The organism is Pseudomonas sp. XK-1 (assembly GCF_038069885.1).
Classification (GTDB): domain Bacteria; phylum Pseudomonadota; class Gammaproteobacteria; order Pseudomonadales; family Pseudomonadaceae; genus Aquipseudomonas.
The window spans coordinates 79983-102242 of record NZ_JBBPES010000010.1 but is presented as its reverse complement, the minus strand read 5'-3'; the positions used below and the strand labels follow the sequence as shown (position 1 = coordinate 102242).

The 22260-nt window shown below is 65.1% G+C and carries 21 protein-coding genes and 1 pseudogene; 13 read left to right on the top strand and 9 right to left on the bottom strand.

Going from position 1 to position 22260, the window contains the following annotated elements; genetic code table 11:
• Positions 1–14: 14 nt before the first annotated feature.
• The 7 genes from WMW70_RS21595 to nahK all read left to right on the top strand — a co-directional run bounded on the left by WMW70_RS21595 (position 15) and on the right by nahK (position 9072).
• Entirely contained in the window at positions 15–143 is a 129-nt protein-coding gene (locus tag WMW70_RS21595; RefSeq protein WP_341439519.1) for a hypothetical protein, read from the top strand.
• Complete coding sequence (locus tag WMW70_RS21590) at positions 143–289, top strand: hypothetical protein (protein WP_341439518.1); 147 nt, start codon at positions 143–145, stop codon at positions 287–289. Before WMW70_RS21595 ends, WMW70_RS21590 begins: the two co-directional genes overlap by 1 nt.
• Before the next feature lie 164 nt (positions 290–453).
• Positions 454–3009 carry a pyrroloquinoline quinone biosynthesis protein PqqF gene (gene pqqF / locus WMW70_RS21585; RefSeq protein ID WP_341439517.1) on the top strand — a complete coding sequence of 852 codons (2556 nt, stop codon included), beginning with the start codon at positions 454–456 and terminating at the stop codon, positions 3007–3009.
• A 493-nt stretch (positions 3010–3502) separates the two neighbouring features.
• Positions 3503–4681, top strand: a complete 1179-nt coding sequence (locus tag WMW70_RS21580; protein WP_341439516.1) for a porin — start codon at positions 3503–3505, stop codon at positions 4679–4681.
• 171 nt (positions 4682–4852) lie between these two features.
• Positions 4853–5245 carry a hypothetical protein gene (locus tag WMW70_RS21575; RefSeq protein ID WP_341439515.1) on the top strand — a complete coding sequence of 131 codons (393 nt, stop codon included), beginning with the start codon at positions 4853–4855 and terminating at the stop codon, positions 5243–5245.
• A gap of 94 nt (positions 5246–5339) precedes the next feature.
• Positions 5340–6494, top strand: a complete 1155-nt coding sequence (gene nosP, locus WMW70_RS21570; RefSeq protein ID WP_341439514.1) for a nitric oxide-sensing protein NosP — start codon at positions 5340–5342, stop codon at positions 6492–6494.
• Entirely contained in the window at positions 6433–9072 is a 2640-nt protein-coding gene (gene nahK, locus WMW70_RS21565) for a hybrid sensor histidine kinase/response regulator NahK/ErcS' (protein WP_341439513.1), read from the top strand. The genes nosP and nahK overlap by 62 nt, the downstream gene beginning before the upstream one ends.
• Before the next feature lie 15 nt (positions 9073–9087).
• Here the strand turns inward: nahK and WMW70_RS21560 are convergent, their stop codons facing one another.
• The 8 genes from WMW70_RS21560 to WMW70_RS21525 all read right to left on the bottom strand — a co-directional run bounded on the left by WMW70_RS21560 (position 9088) and on the right by WMW70_RS21525 (position 16417).
• On the bottom strand, positions 9088–9546 hold the full coding sequence (locus WMW70_RS21560) for a hypothetical protein (protein ID WP_341439512.1): 459 nt from the start codon (positions 9544–9546) through the stop codon (positions 9088–9090).
• A gap of 82 nt (positions 9547–9628) precedes the next feature.
• Positions 9629–10294 (bottom strand): response regulator transcription factor, encoded by a 666-nt coding sequence (locus tag WMW70_RS21555; RefSeq protein ID WP_341439511.1) that lies wholly within the window; start codon positions 10292–10294, stop codon positions 9629–9631.
• A gap of 62 nt (positions 10295–10356) precedes the next feature.
• Positions 10357–10923, bottom strand: coding sequence for a PQQ-dependent catabolism-associated CXXCW motif protein (locus WMW70_RS21550; RefSeq protein ID WP_341439510.1), 567 nt, complete (start codon positions 10921–10923; stop codon positions 10357–10359).
• A 379-nt stretch (positions 10924–11302) separates the two neighbouring features.
• A complete protein-coding gene (locus tag WMW70_RS21545) occupies positions 11303–12094 on the bottom strand; it encodes an ABC transporter permease (RefSeq protein ID WP_341439509.1) in 792 nt (263 codons plus the stop codon).
• A 253-nt stretch (positions 12095–12347) separates the two neighbouring features.
• Entirely contained in the window at positions 12348–13070 is a 723-nt protein-coding gene (locus WMW70_RS21540) for an ABC transporter ATP-binding protein (protein ID WP_341439508.1), read from the bottom strand.
• A complete protein-coding gene (locus WMW70_RS21535) occupies positions 13067–14032 on the bottom strand; it encodes a YVTN family beta-propeller repeat protein (protein ID WP_341439507.1) in 966 nt (321 codons plus the stop codon). Before WMW70_RS21535 ends, WMW70_RS21540 begins: the two co-directional genes overlap by 4 nt.
• A gap of 95 nt (positions 14033–14127) precedes the next feature.
• Positions 14128–15321, bottom strand: coding sequence for an ABC transporter substrate-binding protein (locus WMW70_RS21530; protein WP_341439506.1), 1194 nt, complete (start codon positions 15319–15321; stop codon positions 14128–14130).
• A gap of 109 nt (positions 15322–15430) precedes the next feature.
• Positions 15431–16417, bottom strand: a complete 987-nt coding sequence (locus WMW70_RS21525; RefSeq protein WP_341439505.1) for a tetratricopeptide repeat protein — start codon at positions 16415–16417, stop codon at positions 15431–15433.
• A gap of 234 nt (positions 16418–16651) precedes the next feature.
• Between WMW70_RS21525 and WMW70_RS21520 the strand changes: the two genes are divergently transcribed.
• Together WMW70_RS21520 and WMW70_RS21515 are read left to right on the top strand one after the other, a co-directional pair.
• Positions 16652–17089, top strand: coding sequence for a copper-binding protein (locus WMW70_RS21520; protein WP_341439504.1), 438 nt, complete (start codon positions 16652–16654; stop codon positions 17087–17089).
• A gap of 60 nt (positions 17090–17149) precedes the next feature.
• Positions 17150–17713 (top strand): HAMP domain-containing protein, encoded by a 564-nt coding sequence (locus tag WMW70_RS21515; RefSeq protein WP_341439503.1) that lies wholly within the window; start codon positions 17150–17152, stop codon positions 17711–17713.
• 2 nt (positions 17714–17715) lie between these two features.
• On the opposite strand, the pseudogene WMW70_RS21510 reads toward WMW70_RS21515, so the two are convergent.
• A pseudogene (locus tag WMW70_RS21510) lies at positions 17716–18456 on the bottom strand (outer membrane protein assembly factor BamB family protein); the annotation flags it as partial.
• Between the two features lie 316 nt (positions 18457–18772).
• Here WMW70_RS21510 and pedF point away from each other — a divergent pair.
• The 4 genes from pedF to WMW70_RS21490 are packed head-to-tail and all read left to right on the top strand — an operon-like array spanning position 18773 to position 21877.
• Positions 18773–19192: a cytochrome c-550 PedF gene (pedF, locus tag WMW70_RS21505; protein ID WP_341439502.1), complete on the top strand. Its 420-nt coding sequence runs from the start codon at positions 18773–18775 to the stop codon at positions 19190–19192.
• Between the two features lie 5 nt (positions 19193–19197).
• Complete coding sequence (locus tag WMW70_RS21500; protein WP_341439501.1) at positions 19198–20136, top strand: transporter substrate-binding domain-containing protein; 939 nt, start codon at positions 19198–19200, stop codon at positions 20134–20136.
• Between the two features lie 44 nt (positions 20137–20180).
• Complete coding sequence (locus WMW70_RS21495; RefSeq protein WP_341439500.1) at positions 20181–20936, top strand: quinoprotein dehydrogenase-associated SoxYZ-like carrier; 756 nt, start codon at positions 20181–20183, stop codon at positions 20934–20936.
• 14 nt (positions 20937–20950) lie between these two features.
• The gene (locus WMW70_RS21490) at positions 20951–21877 is read left to right on the top strand and encodes a quinoprotein relay system zinc metallohydrolase 1 (RefSeq protein ID WP_341439499.1); all 927 of its coding nucleotides are present in this window, start codon (positions 20951–20953) and stop codon (positions 21875–21877) included.
• Positions 21878–22260 lie beyond the last annotated feature (383 nt).

Below are 22260 nucleotides of genomic sequence, written 5' to 3'. Positions count from 1 at the left end.
TCGATCATGAGGATTTGAGCGTAACGCTTGAGGTCCCGGAGGCCTTTGCCCCTGAAACCCTGGGGCATTACCAGAGCATCCAGCGCAAGCGTCAGCGCACTGTGGATGCACAACCTGAGACCTCGAAAAACGAGGTGCCCTGATGCAGCGGGCGCTGAATGTCTGGATCAACAGTGTCATGGCGGGGGCGCTGCGCGAGTTCAACGGCCTCTGGGCGTTTGCCTATAGCCAGGCGTGGTTGAGCCGGGAAGATGCCGCGCCCCGAGATCCGTGCAACGCTGAATGGTGAGATGCGCTTACTGCGGGCCATGGTTGAAATCGTTATCCGCGAAATGGCCAGACAAATCGGGCGGGTTGCCGATTAACCACTGCGTACTTCCAAAGCACTATTGCGCGGCATAGGCTGGGACATTGATGCTTGTTTGCCGAACTCCGCCAGGGCCACTGCCAACCATGTCTGCTCGCGCCGCACCTTCTGTACACCCTGGGCCGCAGCCCGACTATCGGCGGCTGGGCAATGGTCTGGGTGTGATCCTGCTGAGCCAGCCGGGTGTGACCAAGGCGGCGATCAGCCTGCGGGTCGCCGCCGGCAGTCATGACGAGCCGCTGGAATACCCGGGGCTGGCGCATTTTCTCGAACACCTGCTGTTTTTAGGCAGCGCCGGTTTCGCTGGCGAGCAGCGGCTGATGCCGTTCGTGCAGGCCTGCGGTGGCCAGCTCAATGCCTCGACCCAGGCGCATCACACCGATTATTTCTGCGAGGTACCGGCGCAGCGCCTCGAAGAGGCCCTGGCGCGGCTGCTGGATATGCTCGCCAGGCCCCTGTTCGAGCCCGAGGCGCAGGTGCGCGAGCGCGAGGTGGTGCACGCCGAATTTATCGCCCGCGGTCAGGATGCCGACACCCTGATCAGTACAGCGCTGGGCCAGGCCTTGCCTGCGGGGCATCGTTTTGCCGCCTTTCAGGCGGGCAACCGAGAGACCCTGGCGGTCGAGCAGGGGGACTTCCAGCAGGCGCTGCGGGCCTTTCATCAGCGTTTCTACCAGGCTGACAATCTGACCCTGGTGCTGCTGGCACCGCAGCCGCCGGAGCAGCTCTATGCCCTGGCCGAGGCCTATGGCGCTGCCCTGGGTGAAGGCGACGGCCCGGCTCGGTCAGCGGCTGCAGCACTGTTGCCGCTGAGGGCGCAGCACTTGCAGCTGTGTCTGCCGGCGGATGCCCCCAGCCTGCAGTTGTGTTTTGCCCTGGAACTGCCGCGCCCGGCGCAAGCGGGTGGGCTGGCCGAGGCGCTGGATTTTCTCCAGACCTGGCTGCTTGGCGAGTCGTCAGGCGGCCTGCTGGCCAACCTGCGAACCGCGCAGCTGTGCCGGGACCTGGAGGTTCGCCGGCTGTATCAGCATGACGAGCAGGCCTTGCTGCTGCTGAGCTTTGCCGGGGTGGAAGGCGCGGAGCAGGCACGCGCGGGCATTACCGCGGCGCTGCAGGGCTGGCTGGAGTTCTTTGCCGAGGCCGACTGGACGACGCTGCAGGACAGCTATCGGGCAATCCGCCAGAGCCAGCGGCGCAGCCTGCCACCCCTGGCGTTGGCGCGTTACTGGCAGGACGGCCTGGCCGTTGGCGGCAATCCCCATGACGCGCTGACCGTCCAGGGCGAGCACTGCCTGCGTGCCGTGCTCGAGCAGATGCGCCAGCCGCAGCGGTTGATCGAGTTGTTGGTCAGCCAGGCCGAGCAGCCGCTCTGGTCGACCGCTGGTTTTGCCCTGCGTATGGCCGCCATACCGCCTTTCTCGGCTGCAACGACCGACTGGTGCTGGCAACTGCCGGCGGCCAACCCCTTTTTCACGGTTACGCCGCCGCCGGCTCCGCTGCTGAGTTGCAGCGCCCAGCTGCGCTGGCTGGCCGCGCCGGACAGCCAGGCGGACGGGCAGGGCGCGCTGTACTGGCGTTGCTGTTTTAGCGCACCGCTGCCGCTGCAGATTGCCCTGGCCGTGGCCCAGGAGGCGCTGCGGGAAACCCAGGCCAGTGCCGCCCAGGCGGGCGTCAGCCTGCACCTGTCCGCCGCGAGTGCAGGGCTGCAGTTGGTTCTGCAGGGCCCGGCCGAGATGCTGGTCAGGGTGGCGCAGCAGGCCCTGCCGCGTCTGCTGGAGCCGACAGAGGCGGCCTGGCAGTTGGGGATGCGCCAGGCCCAGGACAATAGGCAGCAGGGGCAGATGCCGATTCGCCAGTTGTTGCAGCGCTTGCCAGGGTTGCTGCGGGCTCCTGACAGGGCGGCCGAGTCGCCCGGCCTGGAGCCGTTGCAGGCGCGCTACCGCCAGGTCCTCCTGGAAGGCTTGGGCGTAGGGCTGCTGCCGTCCGGGCAGCGCGCGCTGGAGGCGCTGTTCGCCAGCTTTGCGCCCCTGGTTCCGGCTGTCTCAGCCCACGCCGTCGAGGCCGGGCGTTACTGGCTGCACGACAGGTGCGACAGCAGCGAGGCGGCGCTGCTGCTGTTCTGTCCGCAACCGGCCGCCGATGCTGCCAGCGAGGCCAGTTGGCGGCTGCTGGCGCATCTTTACCAGGGGGCGTTCTTTCAGCGATTGCGTAGCGAACTGCAGGTGGGCTACGCGGTGTTTTGCGGCTTTCGCCAGGTGCAGGGGCAAGCGGGCATTCTGTTTGCCGTGCAGTCGCCCCATGCCTCGACCGAGCAGATCCTCGGCCATATCGAAGACTTTGTGCAGGCCCAGGGCGAACGCCTGGCGGGGCTGGACGAGGGCGCAATCGCCCAGGCCGCCGCGCAGCTGCAGGCCCAGTTGCAGAGTAGCGCCGGCAACCTGGCCGACTTCGCCGAGCAGCAATGGCTGCTGCATCTGGCCGGGCTGCCGGCCAGCCATGTCACGGCCGTGGTGCAGGCCCTGGTTGGCTGCGGCTGGCCGGCACTGCGGCACAGCCAGGCGTTGCTGAGTCAGGCACGCTGCGGTTGGCGCGTGCTGGCCAATAGCGCGCCGCCTGCCAGTGGCTGGGTCGCCCTGGGCTAAGGCTCGCGTTTTTCCCTCTGAAAAACATAAATCGTGGCTATGTCTGAGTAGGCTGTTGTCGGCATGCTACAGCCCCTGTAGGAGCGGGCTTGCCCGCGAATCGTGGCTCAATAGAAAAACATCGCGGGCATGGCCCGCTCCTACAGGGTTCGCAGCACCCGCAAGCCCTGCTGGCAACACTGAATTGGTACATCGCCCTCCCACCAAACCTAAACCACCGGCCAGCCTTGCCCGCACGCGGCCTTTATAGGCGTGCGCCTGTCCGTGCCTTGCCCTTGTTCCTGGATTGCCCCCGGTATTACGACCTTGGGCCTGCTTCTTTCTGCTCAGAGCCTAGGGTCGCAGCAGTCGTACGCCTTTACGCCTGCGCCGGCGCGCCCGGCCAAGGCAGCAGCCAAGCAGTGCCATAGCAGCATATGGCCACTGCCAGGGCTTTTCGATAATCGCCTCCGACCCGACTGACTGATTAGTCGTTCCTCAAGCGGAGAGCGTTATGAACAACAAGAAGATCGCCAGCACCCGATTCCTGCCTCTGGCACTGACTGCCGCCGTGGCCATGGCTACGGCCCAGCAAGCCGCCGCGGAAATCGTTCTGTATGACCAGGACGACACCACGTTTTCCACCGATGGCTACATCAACGCCTTCTATGTGAACAGCGATGTGGATCGCGAGGGCGACACCTTCGACCGCCGTCAGTCGCGGGTAAAAATGGGCTTTCTGCCCAACTGGATCGGCTTCAACTTCGGCAAGCAGATCGACGACCTGAAGCTCGGCGGCCGCTCCTCGTTCTGGGTCACCATCAACGACAGCGAGCAGAACGGCACCTCCACCGCCATCGACGTGCGTCAGTTCTACGGCACCGTCGGCAGCGAGTGGGGCGAAGTGCTGGTGGGTAAGGACTTCGGCCTGTTCGCCCGTTCCAACATCTTCCTCGACGAATTGCTGTCCGGTTATGGCCAGGTCAGCGACACCCTGGGCCTGGTCGACTTCGGCGGTGTGTCCTTCGGCAATATCGGCAGCGGCTACCCGTACCCGTTCCCCACCGCGCAGATCACCTACCGCAGCCCGAAAATGGGTGGCCTGCGCGTGGCCGCCGGGATCATGGACCCCTACGACTCCAACCAGATCGATGCTGACGGCAAGGCCTACCAGGAGAGCCCACGTTTCGAAACCGAGATCACCTACGAGTTCGAAGTGGCCGGCGCGAAGATCTACTCCTGGATCAACGGTGCCCACCAGACTTCGGACAACACCGATTCCAACGTCGACTCGGTCACCTCGCAAGGGCTTGGCTATGGCGTGCAGGCCAAGATGGGCGGCTTCTCGATAACCGGTTCGGGCTTCCAGGCCGAGGGCATGAACCCCTTCTATACCAACAACGCCGGTGAGGCCACGTTGCGCGAAGTGGACAGCGACGGTTACCTGCTGCAGACCTCCTATACTTTCGGCAAGAACCGCGTAGCGCTGTCCTACGGCAAGACCGAGGACGATGGCAACGGTCTGGGCACCGCCGCCGACTACGAGACCCGCGGCATCGCCTACTTCCGCACCATCAACGACAACCTCAAGCTGGTGGCCGAATACAACCAGTTTGAGATCGACGCCGCCACCGGCAGCGGTCTCAGCGAAGACACCAATACCTTCGCCGTGGGTGCCGTGCTGAACTGGTAAACCCGCAGAGCAGGCCGGGCCGGGGTGACCTTGCCCGGCCTTTGCCTGGAGATCGCCATGCACCTGGATTTACTGCTGATCCTGTTACCCTGCAGCAGCGTGATTCTCGCGCTGCCCATTGTGCTGATGCGCTGTCTGTTAAACGAACGTAGCTGAATTCAAGGAGGCAACATGCTCGGCTTATGGAGTGTGCATGCCCCGCAATACCTGTTGATTCTGACGCTGTTGACCACCCTCGTTTTTGCCCTGCCGATTTTCTGCATTCCGCTGGTCTGGGCCCGCCTGATGGGCTGGACGCTTCCCGCGCATACCGACCTTGCGGTCTACTTCGGCCGTTGCCTGGGCGCGTTTATCCTGATTCTCGAAGCCATGATGCTGCGCGCCGCGCTGACGGGAGAGGCGATCCACGCCGTCTTCGAAATACTCCTGGCGGTGGCCGTGATGATGATAGTGGTGCACATCTACGGGGCTCTGCGGCGTATCCAGCCGCTCAGCGAAACCCTGGAGATCGGCTTCTATGTCGGCCTGCTGGTGCTGACGCTGTTGTTCTGGCCTGCTACTTAGGGAGTAGGTCGGCGCTACTCAAGTGGCATGGGGGGCAGGGGCCGAGCTTCGTAGAATGACCCCGGGCTATCTAGGTTTATTCGCGGGGCAGGCTATGCAGCAGGAAATGACCGACGACGTCGTCACCGCCATGTCCTGCGCCAACGACGTCGAACTGGTGGCGCAGGAACTGGCACGGCAACTGATCCATCCCCATCTGGGCTTCGTACTGTTCTTCTGCTCCGCCGAATACGACCTGCAGAGCCTCGGCGCGGCGCTGGAACAGCATTTCGGCGGGATCAACCTGGTCGGTTGCACCACCGCCGGCGAGATCACTACCCAGGGCTATGGCCGCGGCTGCGTCAGCGCGGTGGGCTTCGATCACCGTAGTTTCTCCATCGCCAGCGGCCTGATCGACGAGATGGAGCGTTTCAGCCTGATCGACGCCCAGCAGCTGGTCGAGCGCCTGGTCAAAGACTGCCGCACCAACGAACTGGCCTCGATCAAGGGCCACAGTTTCGCCCTGACCCTGCTCGACGGCCTGTCCAGCCGTGAGGAAGTGGTGCTCGGCGCGCTCAGCGCAGCCCTGGGTAGCATCCCGCATTTCGGCGGCTCGGCCGGCGACGATAACCACCTGACCCACACCCACGTCTACTACGGCGGCCAGTTTCACACCGGCGCGGCGGTGGTGGTGCTGTTCAACACCTGGCTGGATTTCGAGGTGTTCAGCACCCACCACATCGAACCCTGTGCCGAGAAACTGGTGGTGACCCGTGCCGACAGCGCCAGTCGCCGGGTTTATGAACTGAATGCAGCACCGGCCGCCCAGGAATATGCCGAGCTGATCGGCGTGCCGCTGGCCGAACTGGATCACCGGGTGTTCGCCGCCAACCCCCTGGCCGTGCGCATCAGCGAGCAGTACTACGTGCGCTCGATCCAGCGGGTCAACGAAGACCTCAGCCTGACCTTCTACTGCGCGGTGGAGAACGGCATCGTGCTCACCGCCATGCAGCCCGGGCCCTTGCTGCCCAACCTGGAAGGGGTGTTCGACGGCCTGCGTGAGCGCCTCGGTCCCTTGCTCCTGACCATCGGTTGCGACTGTTTCCTGCGTCGCCTGGAAATCGAAGACCACGGCGGCGTGGAGCCGGTCTCGGCCTTTCTGCGCAGCCAGCCGGTCATAGGCTTCAATACCTACGGAGAGCAGTTCAATGGTATGCACATCAACCAGACCTTCACCGGAGTCGCCATTGGCCGCCCCGGCCGAGGCTGATGTCGCCGAGCTGCAGGCCCGCTGTCAGGCCCTGGAAAAGGAAAACCACAAGCTCAAGCGGATCAACGCGGCCCTGATCGAACGGGTCGAGTCGGTGCATTCGCGCGGCGACGACGCCTACGCCGCCTTCCAGCATTCGGTGGTGCTGGCCGAGCAGGTGCGCGAGCGCACCGATGCGCTGAACCAGGCGATGGCCGAACTGAAGTCCAGCAACCAGCTGCTCAGCGACGCGCGGATGCGCGCCGAGACCGCCCACCAGCACCTGATCGACGCCATCGAGAGCATCTCCGACGGATTCGTCCTGTTCGATCGCGAGCAGCGCATCGTCCTGTTCAACAGCCGTTTCAAGTCCTTCTGGGCCCACAGCCGCGCGCGGATCAACGCCGGCACCCGCCTGGCGGAGATCAAACGCCTGAGCAAGAGCACCGGCCTGGTGGTCGAGGAGCAGCGCGGCAAGGACGGCGAGCATATGCTCTACCGCCTGCGCGACGGGCGCTGGGTGCAGGTCAGCGAGCGGCCGACCCGCGAGGGTGGGCTGGTGATCCTCTACACCGATATCACCGAGGTCAAACTCAACGAAACCCTGCGCCGCGAACAGGCCCTGGCGCAGAAGTCGCGCCTGCTGCAGCGCGCCGTCGACAACCTGTCCCAGGGCATGGCCATGGTCAATGCCGAGGGCCAGCTGGAACTGTGGAACCACCGCTTCCTCGACCTTTGCGGCCTGGCTCCGATCAACGCCCATCGGCCCTTCGCCGAGGTGATGGCCGACAGCGAGCTGGCCCTGCTGACCCCGGACAGCCGCGACGCCAACGGCAAGCCGATCGAGGAGTTGGAGCTGCACCTGTTCGACGGACGCATGCTTGAGGTGCGCACCCATGCCTTGCCCACCGGCGGTTTCGTCAACACCTTCACCGATATCACCGAGCGTCATCGGCATGCCGAGGCCTTGAGCGAGAGCGAGCGCTGGATTCGCCTGATCACCGACCATGTACCGGCGCTGATCGCCTACCTGACCGCCGACCTGGTCTACGAATTCACCAACAAGGTCTACGAGGAATGGTACTGCTGGCCCCGCGGCGCGATGCTCGGTCAGAGCCTGCGGGCGGTGCACAGCGAGGAACATTGCCGGCGTCTGGAACCCTATATCGAACGGGCGCTGTCCGGCGAAAGCGTGACCTTCGAGTTCGCCGAAACCAACCACAGCGGTCAGGAGCGCTACATGCTGCGTTCCTATGTGCCCAATCGCCAGGCCAATGGCGAGGTAACCGGGATCTTCGTGCTGATCCGCGATATCACCGAGCGCCGGCGCACCGCCGAGGCCCTGCACCAGGCCTATCAGCACCTGGAACAGCGGGTGCGTGAGCGCACCGCCGAGCTGACCACCGTCAATCAGCAGCTGCGCCGCGAGATCGACGAGCGTACGCAGATGGAGTCGCGCCTGCGCGAGGCCAAGGGCGAGGCCGAACAGGCCAACCTGTCGAAGACCAAGTTCCTCGCCGCGGTCAGCCATGACCTGCTGCAGCCGCTCAACGCCGCCCGGTTGTTCACCAGCGCGCTGCTGGAGAAGGGTGAGCTGGCCGGCCACGCACCCCTGGTGCGCAACGTCAGCAACTCCCTGGAGGATGTGGAGAGCCTGCTCGGCACCCTGGTGGATATTTCCAAGCTCGACGCCGGGGTGATCAAGCCGGATATCGCCCCCTTCGCGGTCAGCGAGCTGCTGGAAAACCTCGCCGCCGAATACCACCAGATCGCCGGCAGCGAAGGCCTGCGACTTGATTTCATCCCCAGTTCGGCGCTGGTGCGCAGCGATATCCAGCTGCTCGCGCGGATTCTGCGCAACCTGCTCAGCAACGCCATCCGTTACACCAGCAGCGGGCGCATTCTGCTCGGCTGCCGCAGGCGTCGGCAGAGCCTGTCGATCGAGGTCTGGGACACTGGCATCGGCATCGCCGAGGACAAGCTCGGCGAGATCTTCCAGGAGTTCAAGCGCGGCGATGTCAGCCACCGCAAGCAGGATCGTGGCCTCGGCCTGGGCCTGGCCATCGTCGACAAGATCGCGCGCATGCTCGGCCACCGCATTCGCGTCAGCTCGCAGCTGGGCAAAGGCTCGATGTTCGCCATCGAGGTGCCGCTGACCACCCGCGCGCCACGCCCGCGGGTGGTGCAGGACGCCCCCGATCTGCTGCTCGAACGCCTCAGCGGCTCGCGCATCTGGGTGCTGGATAACGACGCGGCGATCTGCGCCGGCATGCGCACCCTGCTCGAAGCCTGGGGCTGCCAGGTGGTCACCGCGCTCTCCGAGGAGGACCTGGCGCGCCAGGTCGACAACTACCACGCCGACGCCGACCTGCTGATCGCCGACTACCACCTCGACGACGGCCACAACGGTGTCGACGCCGTGGCCCTGATCAACGCCCGGCGCAGCACGCCGCTACCGGCGCTGATGATCACCGCCAACTACAGCAACGAACTCAAGCAGCAGATGCGCGAACTCGGCCATACCCTGATGCACAAGCCGGTACGGCCGATGAAGCTGAAAACGGCAATCAGTCACCTGCTCGATCGCAACGCTGGCTGACGCCTGTGGCCGGCCTTATCTCGGCCGGGCCCGCAGCAAGCCGTACAGGGTCAGCAGCAGTGCCAGGATGATGGTCAGACCGCACAGTTGCAGCAGGCCACTGACCAGCAGGCTGTCGGTACCAAAGGGCGGCGGGAACTTCTCATTGAGGGTTGGCATCAGGGGTGACGAGCGGCCGATAAAGGCCGCCGCCAGGCCGGCCGCGCCGTTGCTCCAGGTGCCGAGCTGCAGGGTCACGAACCAGCAGCGCAGCGCGATGGGCTTGAGCGTCATCTCCTTGACCAGGAAGGCGAACACCACCATCAGTACGCCATTGGCAGTGAACTCGATATGCGCCATGACGATGCCGCGAAACCATTCCACCGCGGCGGGCGGGATAAGGCCAACCAGGCAGCCGACGCTGATCTGTAGCACCCCGAGTAGCAGGGTCCAGTGCTTGAGCTGTATCTGCAACCCTGTGGCTGGGCGGATCATGCTGTACTCCTGGCCATCCATAGGCAGCGGTTAGCGGAGTCTGGGTAGTCGCATTCGCCCGCGCCGGCGGTCGCTGGCCGACTCAGCGGCGCAGGTAGGCCGCGAAGTCGATATCGCCGGCGGAGAGGATTGCTTGCACCCGGTTATGCACATTGAGTTTGCGCAGGATAGCGGAGACATGGGCTTTGACCGTGGTTTCGGCGATATCCAGGCTGTAGGCGATCTGCTTGTTGGATTCACCCTTGGTCATGCGTTCGAGCACCAGCAGCTGCTTGCGGGTCAGGGCCTGCAGCAGTTCCGGCGGGAAGCTGGGGTGGTCGGAGTGGCTGCGCTGCGAGCTGCTTTTCTGCGAGCGGATGATATCCGGCGGCAGGTAGACGTTGCCGTCGAGGATCTGCTGGATCGCCTCGGTCATCTGCGCCCGTGGCGAGGACTTGGTGATAAAGCCCACCGCGCCATAGGTGATGGCCTGCAGCACGATCTGCTTGTCCTGCTCGGCGGAGACGATCACCACCGGGATGGTCGGAGCTTCGTTGCGCAGGTTGATCAGGCCGTTCAGGCCGTGCATGCCGGGCATATTGAGGTCGAGCAGGATCAGGTCGAGGTCGTCGTTTTCCAGGGTCAGGGCCAGGGCGCTGTCCAGGTCGGCAGTTTCCATGATCTCGCTGCCGGGGAAGCCATCGCTGATAACGTTGTGGATGGCTTCGCGAAACAGCGGATGGTCGTCGGCAATCAGAATTTTGTACATGGCCTTTCACCTCATTGTTTTGATTATGGTGTGGCTATAGCCGCAGGGACAATTTTGCACGGTTACGGCATGACGAGCGGTTGCGCGGGAATCAGGGGCAGGCCGGCCTGTTGCCAGCCATCGATGCCGTCACGGTACCAGTAGAGGTTGCTGTAACCCAGGTGATGGGCGCGTTTGCTGGCATTCCAGCCTAGCCAGCAGTCGGAGCGGCAGTAGAACACCAGCGGCCAGGCTTTGTCGCCCTGACTGGCCTGCTCCAGGTAATGGCTGAAGTAGGCCTGCCATTGCGGGCTCAGTTCGCCGTCACCGGTATTGGCCAGCCACAGGCTGCCGGGCAGGTTGGCATGTACTTCGTCTTCGATAAATTGGCCGTACCGCCATGGCCGGCGGTACACGTCGATCAGCCGGGTGCGTGGCTGCTCGCGCAGCAGCTGCTGCAGGGCTGAGGTGTCGAGGGTCTGGCCATAGTCGATCTGGGCCGGGGTGGGGCTGCGGTAATGGCTCAGGCGGTAGCCATCGGCGGAAAACAGCGGTGTCTCGGTCTGGGCCTGGGCCAGCGAGGTCAGGCTACTGCCCAGCAGGCCGCAGAACAGCAGGAAAGCAGGTCGTGCCAGCAGGGAATGCTTCATCGCCTTTGGTCTCGGTTCTTTTTATGCGCGTATTACAGAGCAAAGCTGCTGCTTTTGAAATTCTCCATTGGAGAGGAAAAGCAGTACCAAAGTAGTAAAAGCCAGCCCAGCAGAGCGTGCGGTCTGTAGGGAATTCCCCGTCGTCCAGACGCCGCGCTGTCGTTGGAGGCAATCGTGTCTTTCGGCTTGTAGGTACTTGTAGGAGCGGGGGGAACGCCTAGTTCCATGCCCGCGAAAGGGCGCGGCGCGGTTTAACGCCTGGGCAAAGCCGGGAGGCGCTGGTTTGGGCGAGAGCGGGGTGCGGCCTGGAGACAATCGCGGCTAAAGCCCCTCCCACGGGCATGCGCTGTTTGTAGGAGGGGCCGGGCGGCGTTCCGCTTTAGCTGGCGCGGCGCAGGGCCGCGTGTTGCGGGTTGAAGGTAAGCACCGCGAGCACGGCGAACAGCAGGGTCAGGCCCAGGCAGACCAGTAGGGCGGACAGGCTGAGGCGCTGGTAGAGGGCGAAGCGCACCAGCTCCACCGCATGGCTGAAGGGGTTGAGGGCGCACAGCCAGTACAGCCATTCGCTGGCCTCGCGCATCTTCCACAGCGGGTAGAGCGCCGAGGACAGGAAGAACAGCGGGAAGATCACGAAATTCATCACCCCGGCGAAGTTCTCCAGCTGGCGGATGCCGTTGCTCAGCAGCAGGCCCAGGGCGCTGAGCAGCAGGGCCACCAGCAGCAGCGCCGGCAAGGCCGCGAGCAGGCCCCAGAGTGGCGGCTGCACGCCGTAGAACCAGGCGATGGCGAGAAAGGCATAGACCTGCAGCAGCGAGATCAGGGCGATCGCCAGCAGCTTGCTGGCCAGCAGAAAGGCCCGCGGCAGCGGGCTGGTCAGCAGCACGCGCATGCTGCCCATCTCGCGGTCGTAGACCATCGACAGCGAACCCTGCATGCCGTTGAACAGCAGGATCATGCAGGCCAGGCCCGGGACTATGTAGGTCTCGTAGGTGATGTAGGTGTCATAGGGGGCGATGATGGCGATGCCCAACGCCGCCCGGAAGCCGGCGGCGAACACCACAAGCCACAGCAGCGGCCGCACCAGAGCGCTAAAGAACCGCGAGCGTTGCAACACAAAGCGCAACCACTCGCGCTGCACGATGCCCTGCAGGCAATACCAGTAGGCGTTCATAGCGCACTCTCCATCGGGCGATGCGGACGGGTAGGGTACAAGGCGACCTTTGCCGCGGTGCGTAGTGTCTGTAGGAGTGTGGGGAGACGCCGAGTCCCATGCCCGCGAATGGGTATTGAATGATCGAATGGATCGCGGCCATGGGCCGCTCCTACGGGGTTGCGTTCTGCCTGTGAGAGCGGCTGGGTGGCCGTGCGCACCGGCAGGTTCGGCATTGGGCCCTTGGTGCGCACGGCGCACCCTACGAGATACCTCATATGACCTCCGCGGTAAGGCGGGCGAAGGTGGCGGCCAGGCTGGCGTCGTCGGCTCCGATCTGGCTGGCCGGGCCCTGGGCCACCAGGCGGCCGCGGTTGAGAATCAGCAGCTGGTCGCTGGCCTGCACTTCATCGAGCAGGTGGGTGGTCCACAGCACGGCCAGGCCATCCTCGCGACACAGTTGGCGCACATGCTGGTTGAGGGCCTGGCGGCTGGCCGGGTCGAGGCCGACGCTGGCCTCGTCGAGCAGCAGCAGGCGCGGGCGATGGAGCAGGGCGCGGGCGATTTCCACGCGGCGGCGGTGGCCGCCATTGAGGTCGCGCACCTTGTCGGCGCGGCGTTCGTCGAGTTGCTGGCGCGCCAGTTCCTCGTCGATTCGGGCCTGCGCCGCGCGCCGTGGCATGCCGTGCAGGGCGGCGTGGTAGCGCAGGTTCTGCTCCACGCTCAGGTCCAGGTCCAGAGTGCTCTGCTGGAACACCACGCCGAGCTGGCGCAGGGCCTCGCGCGGCTGGCGGCGCAGGCTGCAGCCGAGCACCTGGATCTCGCCCTGCTGCAGATCGTAGAGGCGGGTAAGCAGGGCGATCAGAGTCGACTTGCCGGCCCCGTTGGGCCCGAGCAGGGCGGTGAAGCGCCCGCATTCGAGGCTGAAACCAACGTCCTGCAGGGCTTGGCGCGGGCCATAGGCAAAGCCAACGGCGCTGACTTCTAGAGCATTCATGGGGTCACAACCACGCCCCAGGGGTAACGACCGACCTTGATCGACTTGCTCACCTTGAGCGAGTCGACATCGATCACCGAGACGTCGCCGCTGACCCCGTTGGTGGTCAGCAGGCGCTTTTGGTCCGGGGTAAAGGCCAAATGCCAGACGCGCCGGCCGACCAGCAGGTAGTCGAGTATTTCGTAGGTCTTGGCGTCGACCACCGCCACATGGTTGGCCGGGCCGAGGGCGATGAAGGCCAGCTTGCCGTCATCGCTGAGCTTGACCCCCACAGGTTGCACCTTGTCCGGGTGCACGCCCTTGATCTGGAAGGTCAGCACCTTGTCGATCTGCCGGCTGGCGACATCGACCACGCTGACCGTGCCGCCGATTTCCGCCGAGGCCCACAGGTGCTTGCCGTCCTTGTCGAACTCGACATGACGCGGGCGCTGGTCGACCAGGGTGTTGTCCACCAGTTGCTGGGTGCTGGTGTCGATCCAGTGCAGCATATTGGTGGTTTCGCTGGTGTTGACCGCCCACTTGCCGTCCGGGCTGACGGCCATGCCTTCCGGCTCGACGCCGACGTCGATCTGCGCCAGCACCTCGTCGCTCTGCACATCGACCACGGTGACCAGGGCATCGTCCTCGTTGGAGATGTACAGCCAGCGGTCATTGCGGTGCAGGGCGAACTGCTCGGGATCGGCCCCGGAGGGCAGTTCCTTGATGATCTGGCGCGTGGCCAGGTCCATGACCTGCACCCGGTCCGAGTCGCTGGCGCAGATGTACAGCAGCTTGTTGTCGCTGGACAGCAGCAGGCCACGCGGGCGCATGCCGACTTCCAGGGTGGCGGTCACTTCCAGGCTGTCCAGGTCGATCACGCTGATGCTGTCGTCCTTCTCGTTGGAGACATAGGCGGTGGCGGCCAGGGTAGTGTGGCAGGTCAGGCCGAGGGCGATGGCACAGGCAAGGTGACTAAGACGCATGGGTTGATCCTCTTGTTGTTGTCGGGTGCGGCAGGCTTATGCGGTGGTGCGCACGGCCTGGGGCGGCCCCGCGCACCCTACGAGAGGCCGCACCATCACGTACGACTGCCAGCCAGATCGCAGCTCACTTCCGGTTGATCGAAGCCGAGGCTGTCCAGCTCGCTGGTGGGGTGCAGAAAGCCGTCTTGCGGCGAGTTGCTGACCAGGGCGCGGGGGTGCACCAGGGGAATGGGTTGGCGCAGCTGGCCGTTCCAGCTGCGAAAGCTCAGCTTGCGACCCTTGAAGCCGTCCAGCGGCAACTGGTCGCTCAGCGCCAGTTGCCGGATCGCCGCCGCGTCGCTCTGGCGCAGTTTGCTCACCGCGCTGGCGAGGCTGCGCACGGCGATCCAGGCGGCGAAATCGCGGTCGTTCATCCAGCGCCCGGCATGGGCCTCGAAGCGTTTTTGCAGCTGCGCCGCGCCGTAGGTTTCCACGGTCTTGTGCCAGCCGGTGGCGGTCAGGCCCTGGGTGCCGGCCACCGGGCGCGGGTACCAGGTCTGGTAGGGCAGGTATTCGCCGAAGTCACCGCGCTCGTCGGCCACCAGCACTACGTCGTACTCGGCGGTCTGGGTAAACAGCGGCATCTCCGCCTGGGCGCTGCGGCGCTGGTCATTGTCGAAGCTCCAGGGCTTCTCGGCGACTATCTGGTGGCCGAAGCGCTTGGCCGCACGCTTGAGCGCCGCGGCGTAGGCCTGGTCGTCCTCGGTGGGGCCGCTGATCAGCAGCCAGCGCGACCATTTGCGCACGCTGAGAAACTGCGCCAGGGCATCGGCGAGCATGGCGCGGCTGGGCAGGGTGTGCAGCACGTTGGGCAGGCATTCGCTCTGGCGCAGGCTGTCGTCGCGGCTGCCGGCGTTGAGCAGCAGGCTGTCGTCCAGGCGCAGGCTGAGCTGGCGCAGGGTCTCGGCGGGGGCGTTGACCACAAACAGGCGCAGGCCCTGGGCATGCAGTGCGCTGGCCGCTTCCAGCAGGCTGGCGCTGTCGCCGTGTTGGGCGCTGCTCAGGCTGTAGCTGTGTTTGAGGAAGCGCCCGGTGCTGTTGCTGTCGGTGATTGCCAGCTCGGCCCCGCGCAGGCCGGCGTCGGCCGGTTCGGGGATGACGTTGGACAGCAGCGGGCCAGTTTCCGGGATATAGGCCAGGTAGCCGATGCGTACCTGCAGCTCGGCGGCCGGGGTAGCCGCCAGGCAGGGCAGCGCCAGGCCGAGGCTGGCGACGGCGCAGAGCAAGAAGTGACGGCTGGTCTGGCGCATGGGCAACTCCTGGGGCGGTGTTGCCAGCATAGGAACAGCAGGCCATGGGGGAAATATGCCCAAAGTACCGATGGGCTTGTACCAAGGTCGTAAGTGCCCGGCCCAAGGATCAGCGTTGCGGATCCCGAATATCCAGGCGCAAGCGCTCTATCACGGCGCGTCCGGCGCTGATGCGCAGCTGCGCCTGTTGCTCGATCTGCAGTTCTCGCGCTGCCGCGCCCACCGCGCCAATACGTTCGCGCAGGGTGGCGAAGGCCAGGATGCGGCCGTCCGCGGCCAGCAGCTCGGTTGCGCCGCGGGCATAGCTGTAGTCCTCAGCACGGTCGAAGCTGGCCTGCCAGAGCGCTGCCAGTTCGGCCTTGTTCAGACGTTGCCAGTGCGGGCTGTCGGGCAGGCGTACCTGTATATCGGCATCCGCATCGAGGGCGGCCACAACTGCCTGGGCATCCCGGCGCTGGGCGGCCTGGTCGATGGCCGTCAGGGTTGCGAGCACCGCTTCGCGCTCGTCGGCGGAGGGCTGCGAGCCACCTTCGGCGCGGCCTTCCAGGTTGGCGAGAAAGGCGATGGCCGCGGGCTCGTCGCCCTGCCGTGCGGCAGCGCGGATCCAGTGCAGGCCGGGTAGCCGGTCGCCGCGCTCGTACAGGCGCTTGCCCAGCAGCCACTGCGCCGTGCTGTTGTCCCGTTCCGCGGCGCGGCGGTACCAGTGTTCGGCCTGGGCCGCATCCGCCGCGGTCCCCAGGCCCAGCTCATGGGCGCGACCGACCTCGTACATGCCGATGGCATCGCCACTGTCGGCGGCGCGCTGGTACCAGTGCAGGGCCTGGCTATGGCTCTGCGCAACGGCCAGGCCGGCGGCATGCATATTGGCCACGTTGAGCATGCCCTGGCGGTTGCCGGCCTCGGCCAGGGCCAGGTAGCGGTCATAGGCTTCGTCATATTCGCCCATCTTGTAGACCGCATAGGCTTCCAGCACCTGGACCATCTCCCGGGCGATACGACTCTGCTCGTCGGCAGCCGGGGATGCGCTGCAACTGAGGGCAAGCGTCAGGGCCACGGCGTGCTTGCGGCAGCGGGCTAACAATAGAGCGCGAGGCATGGGGCACCTGTCGGCAGAGGGCGGCTGGAGTGCGCCTGAGGCTAACAAGCGGCGGGCGGCGCGGCTGTACTTCCATGGTGGCGGATCGCTGCGTCGATGGTGTTGGTTGCGCGGCGGGTGGCTGGTTTTGATGGCTGTCCAAAGTACCAGCCGAGCGCTACCAAGGTAGTAGGCCGGCGCGCGTGCGGCGGTTTTAGGATGGCCCCTCGACAAAAACAACAAAGGTACGCGCCCATGTCTGCGCTCAAGACGGCCACCCTGGCCCTGATTCTGCTCGGCAGCCTGTTCGGCTTCGACCCCCTCTATGCCGCTGGTGATCTGACCCGCATGAGCACCGCGTTGCCGGACTTGGTCCTGGGCAACGAGGAGAGCGACTACAGCATGTCGCAGCACGAGTATCAGCTGGAAACCGGCAAGGCCTACAGCCTCAAGATCATCGCCAGCGGGCAGAAGGAATACGCTTTCCAGGCTCCGGAGTTCGCCCACTCGATCTTTCTGCGCAAGGTCGAGGCGGGTGGCGTGGAGATCAAGGCGATCACCCTGACCGAACTGGAATTCGAGGACGCCGGCGAGGCGGAGATCTTCTTCGTGCCAATCAAGCCGGGCACGTTCCGCTTCTATGCCAAGGGCCTGGAAGGCAAGGGCATGCAAGGCCACTTCGTGGTCAAGTAAGGCATAACGGCGCTGTGGCGGATCAACCTCTGCGTCACCCTGTTCTTTGCCCTGGTGGCCTTGCTCGGTACGGCCCTGTTGCTGCGCCAGGGCAGTGCCGATGTACAGCGCGAGATGCGCGCCGCCGAGGCCATCATCGAATACCTGCAGGTGGCCGCCCGGCGTGACCCGGCCAGCCTGCACGGCGGCCTGGCCGCTAATCTGCGGCATGTGCGGGTGACCCGCGTGCCGGCGGAGGGCGTTGCGCCACCTGTTGCTGAATCCGCTCTGCAGCAGTGGCTGGCCGCTCATCTGCTGCCCGACGCTGGGCCTGCGCTGCAGCTGCAACTGGACGACGGCCAGCCGCTGCAGATCGCCCTGGACCCCGCCGATGAAATCGAAGAAGTCTGGGATTCGCTGCTGCAGCTGCTGTTGCTCAGCCTGCTCAGCATCACCTGGGCCGTGCGCCGTGGCCTGCGTGTGCTGGACGAGCTGCTGGCGGGTTTGGCGCGGGTGAGCCAGGGGCCGCTCGATGTGCGTCTGGCCGCCCACAGCATGCCCGAAGCGCGCAGCCTGGCCGGGCGCTTCAATGTCATGGCCACCACCCTGCAACAGGTGCAGGCCGACAACGCCGAACTGACCTAGGTCTTGCCGTTCAGGCGGCCCATGTGGCCTTCGACGAAGGGCCGCATCCAGACCTCTTCGCCGGTTTTCGGGTCGCGGGCGAACAGCTTGCCGACCACGCCGAACTCGTCGCCGGAGCTACCGTGGATCAGCAGGCTCTTGCCGCTGACCTTGTCCTTCACGATGGTCGGTGCGCCGGTCATGGTGTAGCCGACGGCGTGGTCGCCGAACTTCTTGTTCCACACCACCTTGCCGGTGTCCTTGTTCAGCGCCACGATGCGGGTGTCGAGGGTGCCGAAGTAGACCTTGTCGCCTTAGATGGCCACGCCGCGGTTGACCACGTCGCAGCACGGCCGAATGTTGTCCGGCAGGTGGTGGCTGTAGGTCCACAGGCGCTGGCCGGTCTTGGCATCGAGGGCGAATACCCGCGAGTAGGAGCCGGTGACATAGACCACGCCGTCATGCACCACCGCCTGGGATTCCTGGCCGCGCTGCTTCTCGTCGCCGAAGGAGTAGCTCCAGGCCGGGGTCAGCTTGAATACGTTCTGGTCGTTGACCTGGGCCAGCGGGCTCCAGCGCTGGGCGTTGGTGCCCATGCCGTACTGCAGCACGTTGTCGGTGCTCAGGTGGTCGCTGGCGATATCGTCCCAGGTAACGGGCTTGGCCAGCGCGCTGCCCGCCAGGGCCAGGCCACCGGCCAGCAGCAGGCTGTGCAGGGCGAGTGCCACGGGGCGTGGCGAGCTGGGTAACGATCTTGTTGTCATGGTTGTGGTTCCCATCGTGATGAAGAAGGCCGCCAGTGCGCCCTGGTTGGCGAACTGGCGAGCCGATAGTGGAACCATGGCGTGCGGGCAGAAACGGAAAAACTCCCGGATTTGCCGGGAAAATTGCCCATGCTCGTCATGACTTGGCCTTGGCTCTTAAGCCCTGCCGCCGCTCGCCATCGGCCCTACTACCAAGGGACTAGAGGTGAGCCACCAAAGCAGCATTCGTTGTTGACCGGGGCCTTTCTAAGATGCAGATAACGAGCGATTTACTGATGTGCTCTGCGTGCATTCACAAGAAAAAGAGGTCTTGATCATGGCTATTAAAAACAACTGTGCCGGTGCGCTCCTGCTGTTGGCCTTCTCCGCCAATCTGTGGGCCCATGGTGATGTGGTGCCACAAGCGGTCAAGACCGATGGCCTGGACCCCCTGGGCGAAGAGTGGCTGGAAGAGAACCCCTACCGCGATAACCCCAGGGCCATCGAAATCGGTACCTCGGCCTACAACCAGAACTGCGCGGCCTGCCATGGCCTGGAAGCCATATCTGGTGGTATCGCCCCGGACCTGCGTCTGCTCGAAGCCGGCGCGATGGGCGATGAGTGGTTCAAGGAGCGGGTGATCAACGGTGCGGTGCGCGACGGCCGGGTGTATATGCCGAAGATGGCCGACTACCTCAGCCAGGAAGCGCTGTGGGCCATACGCAGCTACCTGGAAAGCGTGGCCGTCGAGGAGTAATGGCCATGGGCCGGAATGCGCCGAGCCTGGTCGCCCTTGTGCGCCAGTGCGGTTTGTACCTGGCCCTGTGCCTGGCTGTGCTGGCGGGTGCGGCCCAGGCGCAGAACGTCGGTCGTGCGCCGGTGCGCAGCTTCGATTCGATCATCGAGTCGGGGGTGCTCAAGGTTGCCCTCTATGACGATTTCGCCCCCTACAGCTTCAGGCAGGACGGCCAGCCCCGGGGCGTCGATTACGAGGTCGCCGAGGCCCTGGCCAAAGGTCTTGGGCTCCGGCTGGAGCTGATCTGGGCACCGCCCGGGGAAAACCTCGACGCCGACCTGCGCGACTATATCTGGCGCGGTCACTACCTGCGCCCCGAGGTGCTCGCCGACGTGATGCTGCGCGTGCCCTACGACCGCGAATTTGCCTACAAGAGCAACGAATTCGGTGAGCTGGTCAACGAGCTGGTGGTGATGTTCGGGGCCTATCAGCGCGAGCGCTGGCAGGTGGCCTACGACCAGCGTCGGCTTGAGGCGGTGCCGAGCATCGCAGTATTTCAGCGGCACCCGATTGGCGTCGAGGTCGACAGCGTGCCTTCGTTCTACCTGTCCTCGGTGTTCGACGGCATGCTCAGCGCCAAGACCCACCATTTCGCCACGCCCCAGGCGGCTTTTGCCGGGATGCGTAACGGCGAGGTGGACGCGGTGATGGCCATGCGCGGCGAGATCGACTGGCAGCTGCAGCAGGCCGCCGACGACAACCTAGCCCTGGCGGAAAACGCCTACCCGGATATGGGCAAGCAGGTCTGGGACATCGGCATGGCGGTGCATGAAAGCAACCGTCAGTTGGCCTATGCCCTGGAAGAAAAGCTCGAGGAGCTGATCCTCGCCGGCGAGCTGAAAACCCTCTACAGCCGCTACGGTCTGCGTTACGAGTTGCCGGGCCTGTATCAGGATATCGACTAGCAGGCCGCGGCCCCAGCCGCGACCCGTTGCTGCGGAGGTGGTGGATGGATCTGGACTGGCGTAGCTTTCTGTTCCTGGCCCTGCTGGCCGTGCCCTGGGACAGTTGGGCGGCGCAGGACGACCCGGTCAGCTCGGTGATGTGGGAGTACCACCACGCGCGTCTGCTTGACGGCGCGCCCTATGTCTTCGACGAGCGCATCGTGGTGCAGGTGCCGCCCTTTGCCGAGGATGCCCGCCAGGTGCCGATCCAGGTCGACGCCAGCGCCTACGACGGCGAGGTGGTGCGCATCCTGGCCTGGGCCGAGCTCAACCCGATCGCGCAGATCTTCGACTTTCGCCCCGGCGAGCAGGTGGTGGCGCGCCTGGCCATCCGCATTCGCGTCGAGCAGGCCACGCCGATCCGCGCCGCGGTGCTGACCCGCGATGGCCTCTGGCATATCGGCTCGGCCCAGGTCGATGCCGCCGGCGGCGGCTGCACCGCACCCAGCGTGGTACGCGCCGAAGCGGGCTGGGAAGAGCGCCTGGGCCAGGTGCTCGGCAAGCGTTACCCCCTGGCCGACTCCAGCCGCTTGCGCCTGCAGGTCGCCCACCCGATGGACAACGGCCTGGTCGGCGGCATCCCCGAATTCTTCCTTAACCAGGCCGAACTGCGCGACAGCGCCGGCAACAGCCTGGCGACCCTGGAGCTGTTTGCCGCCGTCAGCGAAAACCCCACCATCAGCCTGGAGGTGAAGGGCGAGGGCGAAACCACGCTGTGGCTGCGCGATAACAACGGCAATGAGTTCGAGGCGGCGTTTTGACGGGGGGGAATGCAATGCGCTGGATAGTACTGCTGCTAAGCCTGACGTTTGGCCCGGCCCAGGCCGAGTTGAATTATGAGTTGCAACCCCGGCAGATTGCCGACGGCGTCTGGCTGCTGCAAGGCAGCACCGACAACTTCGCCCAGAGCAATGGCGGCAATATCGTCAATACCGGGTTTATCGTCACAGAGCAGGGCGTGGTGGTTATCGATAGCGGCCCCTCGAAACGCTACGGCGAAGCCATGCGCCAGGCCATTGCTCGGGTCACCGACAAGCCCGTGCTGCAATTGCTGCTGACCCACCACCACCCCGACCACGCCCTCGGCAACCAGGCCTTCGCCGATGTGCCGATCGCAGCCCTGGCCGGCACTCGCCGCCTGCTGGATGAGCAGGGCGAGGCCATGGCGGAGAATATGTACCGCCTGGTCGGCGACTGGATGCGCGGCACCGAAGTGTTGCTGCCCAACCAGACCCTGCAACCCGGGGTGCTGCAGATCGGCGAGCGCCGCCTGCGCCTGCTGGAGCTGAGCGGCCACAGCGGGGCCGACCTGGCGATCCTCGACGAAAACAGCGGCGTACTGTTTGCCGGCGACCTGCTGTTCTACCAGCGAGCCCTGACCACCCCTGGCACCCCAGGGCTGGACACCTGGCTGCGCGATAACGAGTTACTACAGGCTCTGCCCTGGAAGCAGATCGTCCCCGGCCACGGCCCGCTGGCCCTAGACGCCGCCCCCTTCGTGCAGATGCGCGACTACCTCGGCTGGCTCGACGACGTGATGCGCAGCGGAGCCGAGCGGGGCGCGGAAATGAACGAACTGATCCGCACCCCTATCCCCGAGCGCTTTGCCGGTATCAGCCTGAGCCGCTACGAGCTGATCCGCAGCGTCAGCCATCTCTACCCGCGCTACGAGCAGGCGCAGATGCAGCGGGTGGATAGATAAGGCGCTGTCCCCGGTTTATGCAGGTTGTAGGGGCGGCGGGGGTGCCTAGCCTTGCCCGCGAAATCCATCGCGGGCAAGCCCGCTCCTACAGGGTACCTACAAGCCGATAGACACTATTGCCTCCAGTTTGCTGCGCGATAGTGCGGCACCTGGAGGACGGGGGCTCTCCTACCGGGTGATTGGCTCCGGCCGGGACTTGGGCAGTCTAGGGTGGGTTAGCGACGCCGAATACTGCTCGATAATCCAAATGCGATAGTGGTGCGGCGCGTAACCCACCAGACGGTAGAACGCGTTACGCCGCATGCCGGGTGAGGCGATGCTTGGCAATCCCCACACGCGGCTAACCCACCCTACGAATTACTGCGGCCCGGACATCGGGGCAT

Excerpts from the sequence above, each read along its gene's own strand:
- WMW70_RS21575 (WP_341439515.1), top strand. The coding sequence starts at position 4,853 with ATGCTCGGCTTATGGAGTGTGCATGCCCCGCAATACCTGTTGATTCTG.
- pedF (WP_341439502.1), top strand. The coding sequence starts at position 18,773 with ATGGCTATTAAAAACAACTGTGCCGGTGCGCTCCTGCTGTTGGCCTTC.
- WMW70_RS21590 (WP_341439518.1), top strand. The coding sequence starts at position 143 with ATGCAGCGGGCGCTGAATGTCTGGATCAACAGTGTCATGGCGGGGGCG.
- WMW70_RS21490 (WP_341439499.1), top strand. The coding sequence starts at position 20,951 with ATGCGCTGGATAGTACTGCTGCTAAGCCTGACGTTTGGCCCGGCCCAG.
- nosP (WP_341439514.1), top strand. The coding sequence starts at position 5,340 with ATGCAGCAGGAAATGACCGACGACGTCGTCACCGCCATGTCCTGCGCC.
- WMW70_RS21540 (WP_341439508.1), bottom strand. The coding sequence starts at position 13,070 with ATGAATGCTCTAGAAGTCAGCGCCGTTGGCTTTGCCTATGGCCCGCGC.
- WMW70_RS21555 (WP_341439511.1), bottom strand. The coding sequence starts at position 10,294 with ATGTACAAAATTCTGATTGCCGACGACCATCCGCTGTTTCGCGAAGCC.
- WMW70_RS21525 (WP_341439505.1), bottom strand. The coding sequence starts at position 16,417 with ATGCCTCGCGCTCTATTGTTAGCCCGCTGCCGCAAGCACGCCGTGGCC.
- WMW70_RS21500 (WP_341439501.1), top strand. The coding sequence starts at position 19,198 with ATGGGCCGGAATGCGCCGAGCCTGGTCGCCCTTGTGCGCCAGTGCGGT.
- WMW70_RS21520 (WP_341439504.1), top strand. The coding sequence starts at position 16,652 with ATGTCTGCGCTCAAGACGGCCACCCTGGCCCTGATTCTGCTCGGCAGC.
- WMW70_RS21545 (WP_341439509.1), bottom strand. The coding sequence starts at position 12,094 with ATGAACGCCTACTGGTATTGCCTGCAGGGCATCGTGCAGCGCGAGTGG.
- WMW70_RS21535 (WP_341439507.1), bottom strand. The coding sequence starts at position 14,032 with ATGCGTCTTAGTCACCTTGCCTGTGCCATCGCCCTCGGCCTGACCTGC.
- WMW70_RS21560 (WP_341439512.1), bottom strand. The coding sequence starts at position 9,546 with ATGATCCGCCCAGCCACAGGGTTGCAGATACAGCTCAAGCACTGGACC.
- WMW70_RS21550 (WP_341439510.1), bottom strand. The coding sequence starts at position 10,923 with ATGAAGCATTCCCTGCTGGCACGACCTGCTTTCCTGCTGTTCTGCGGC.
- WMW70_RS21495 (WP_341439500.1), top strand. The coding sequence starts at position 20,181 with ATGGATCTGGACTGGCGTAGCTTTCTGTTCCTGGCCCTGCTGGCCGTG.
- nahK (WP_341439513.1), top strand. The coding sequence starts at position 6,433 with ATGGTATGCACATCAACCAGACCTTCACCGGAGTCGCCATTGGCCGCC.
- WMW70_RS21580 (WP_341439516.1), top strand. The coding sequence starts at position 3,503 with ATGAACAACAAGAAGATCGCCAGCACCCGATTCCTGCCTCTGGCACTG.
- WMW70_RS21530 (WP_341439506.1), bottom strand. The coding sequence starts at position 15,321 with ATGCGCCAGACCAGCCGTCACTTCTTGCTCTGCGCCGTCGCCAGCCTC.
- pqqF (WP_341439517.1), top strand. The coding sequence starts at position 454 with ATGTCTGCTCGCGCCGCACCTTCTGTACACCCTGGGCCGCAGCCCGAC.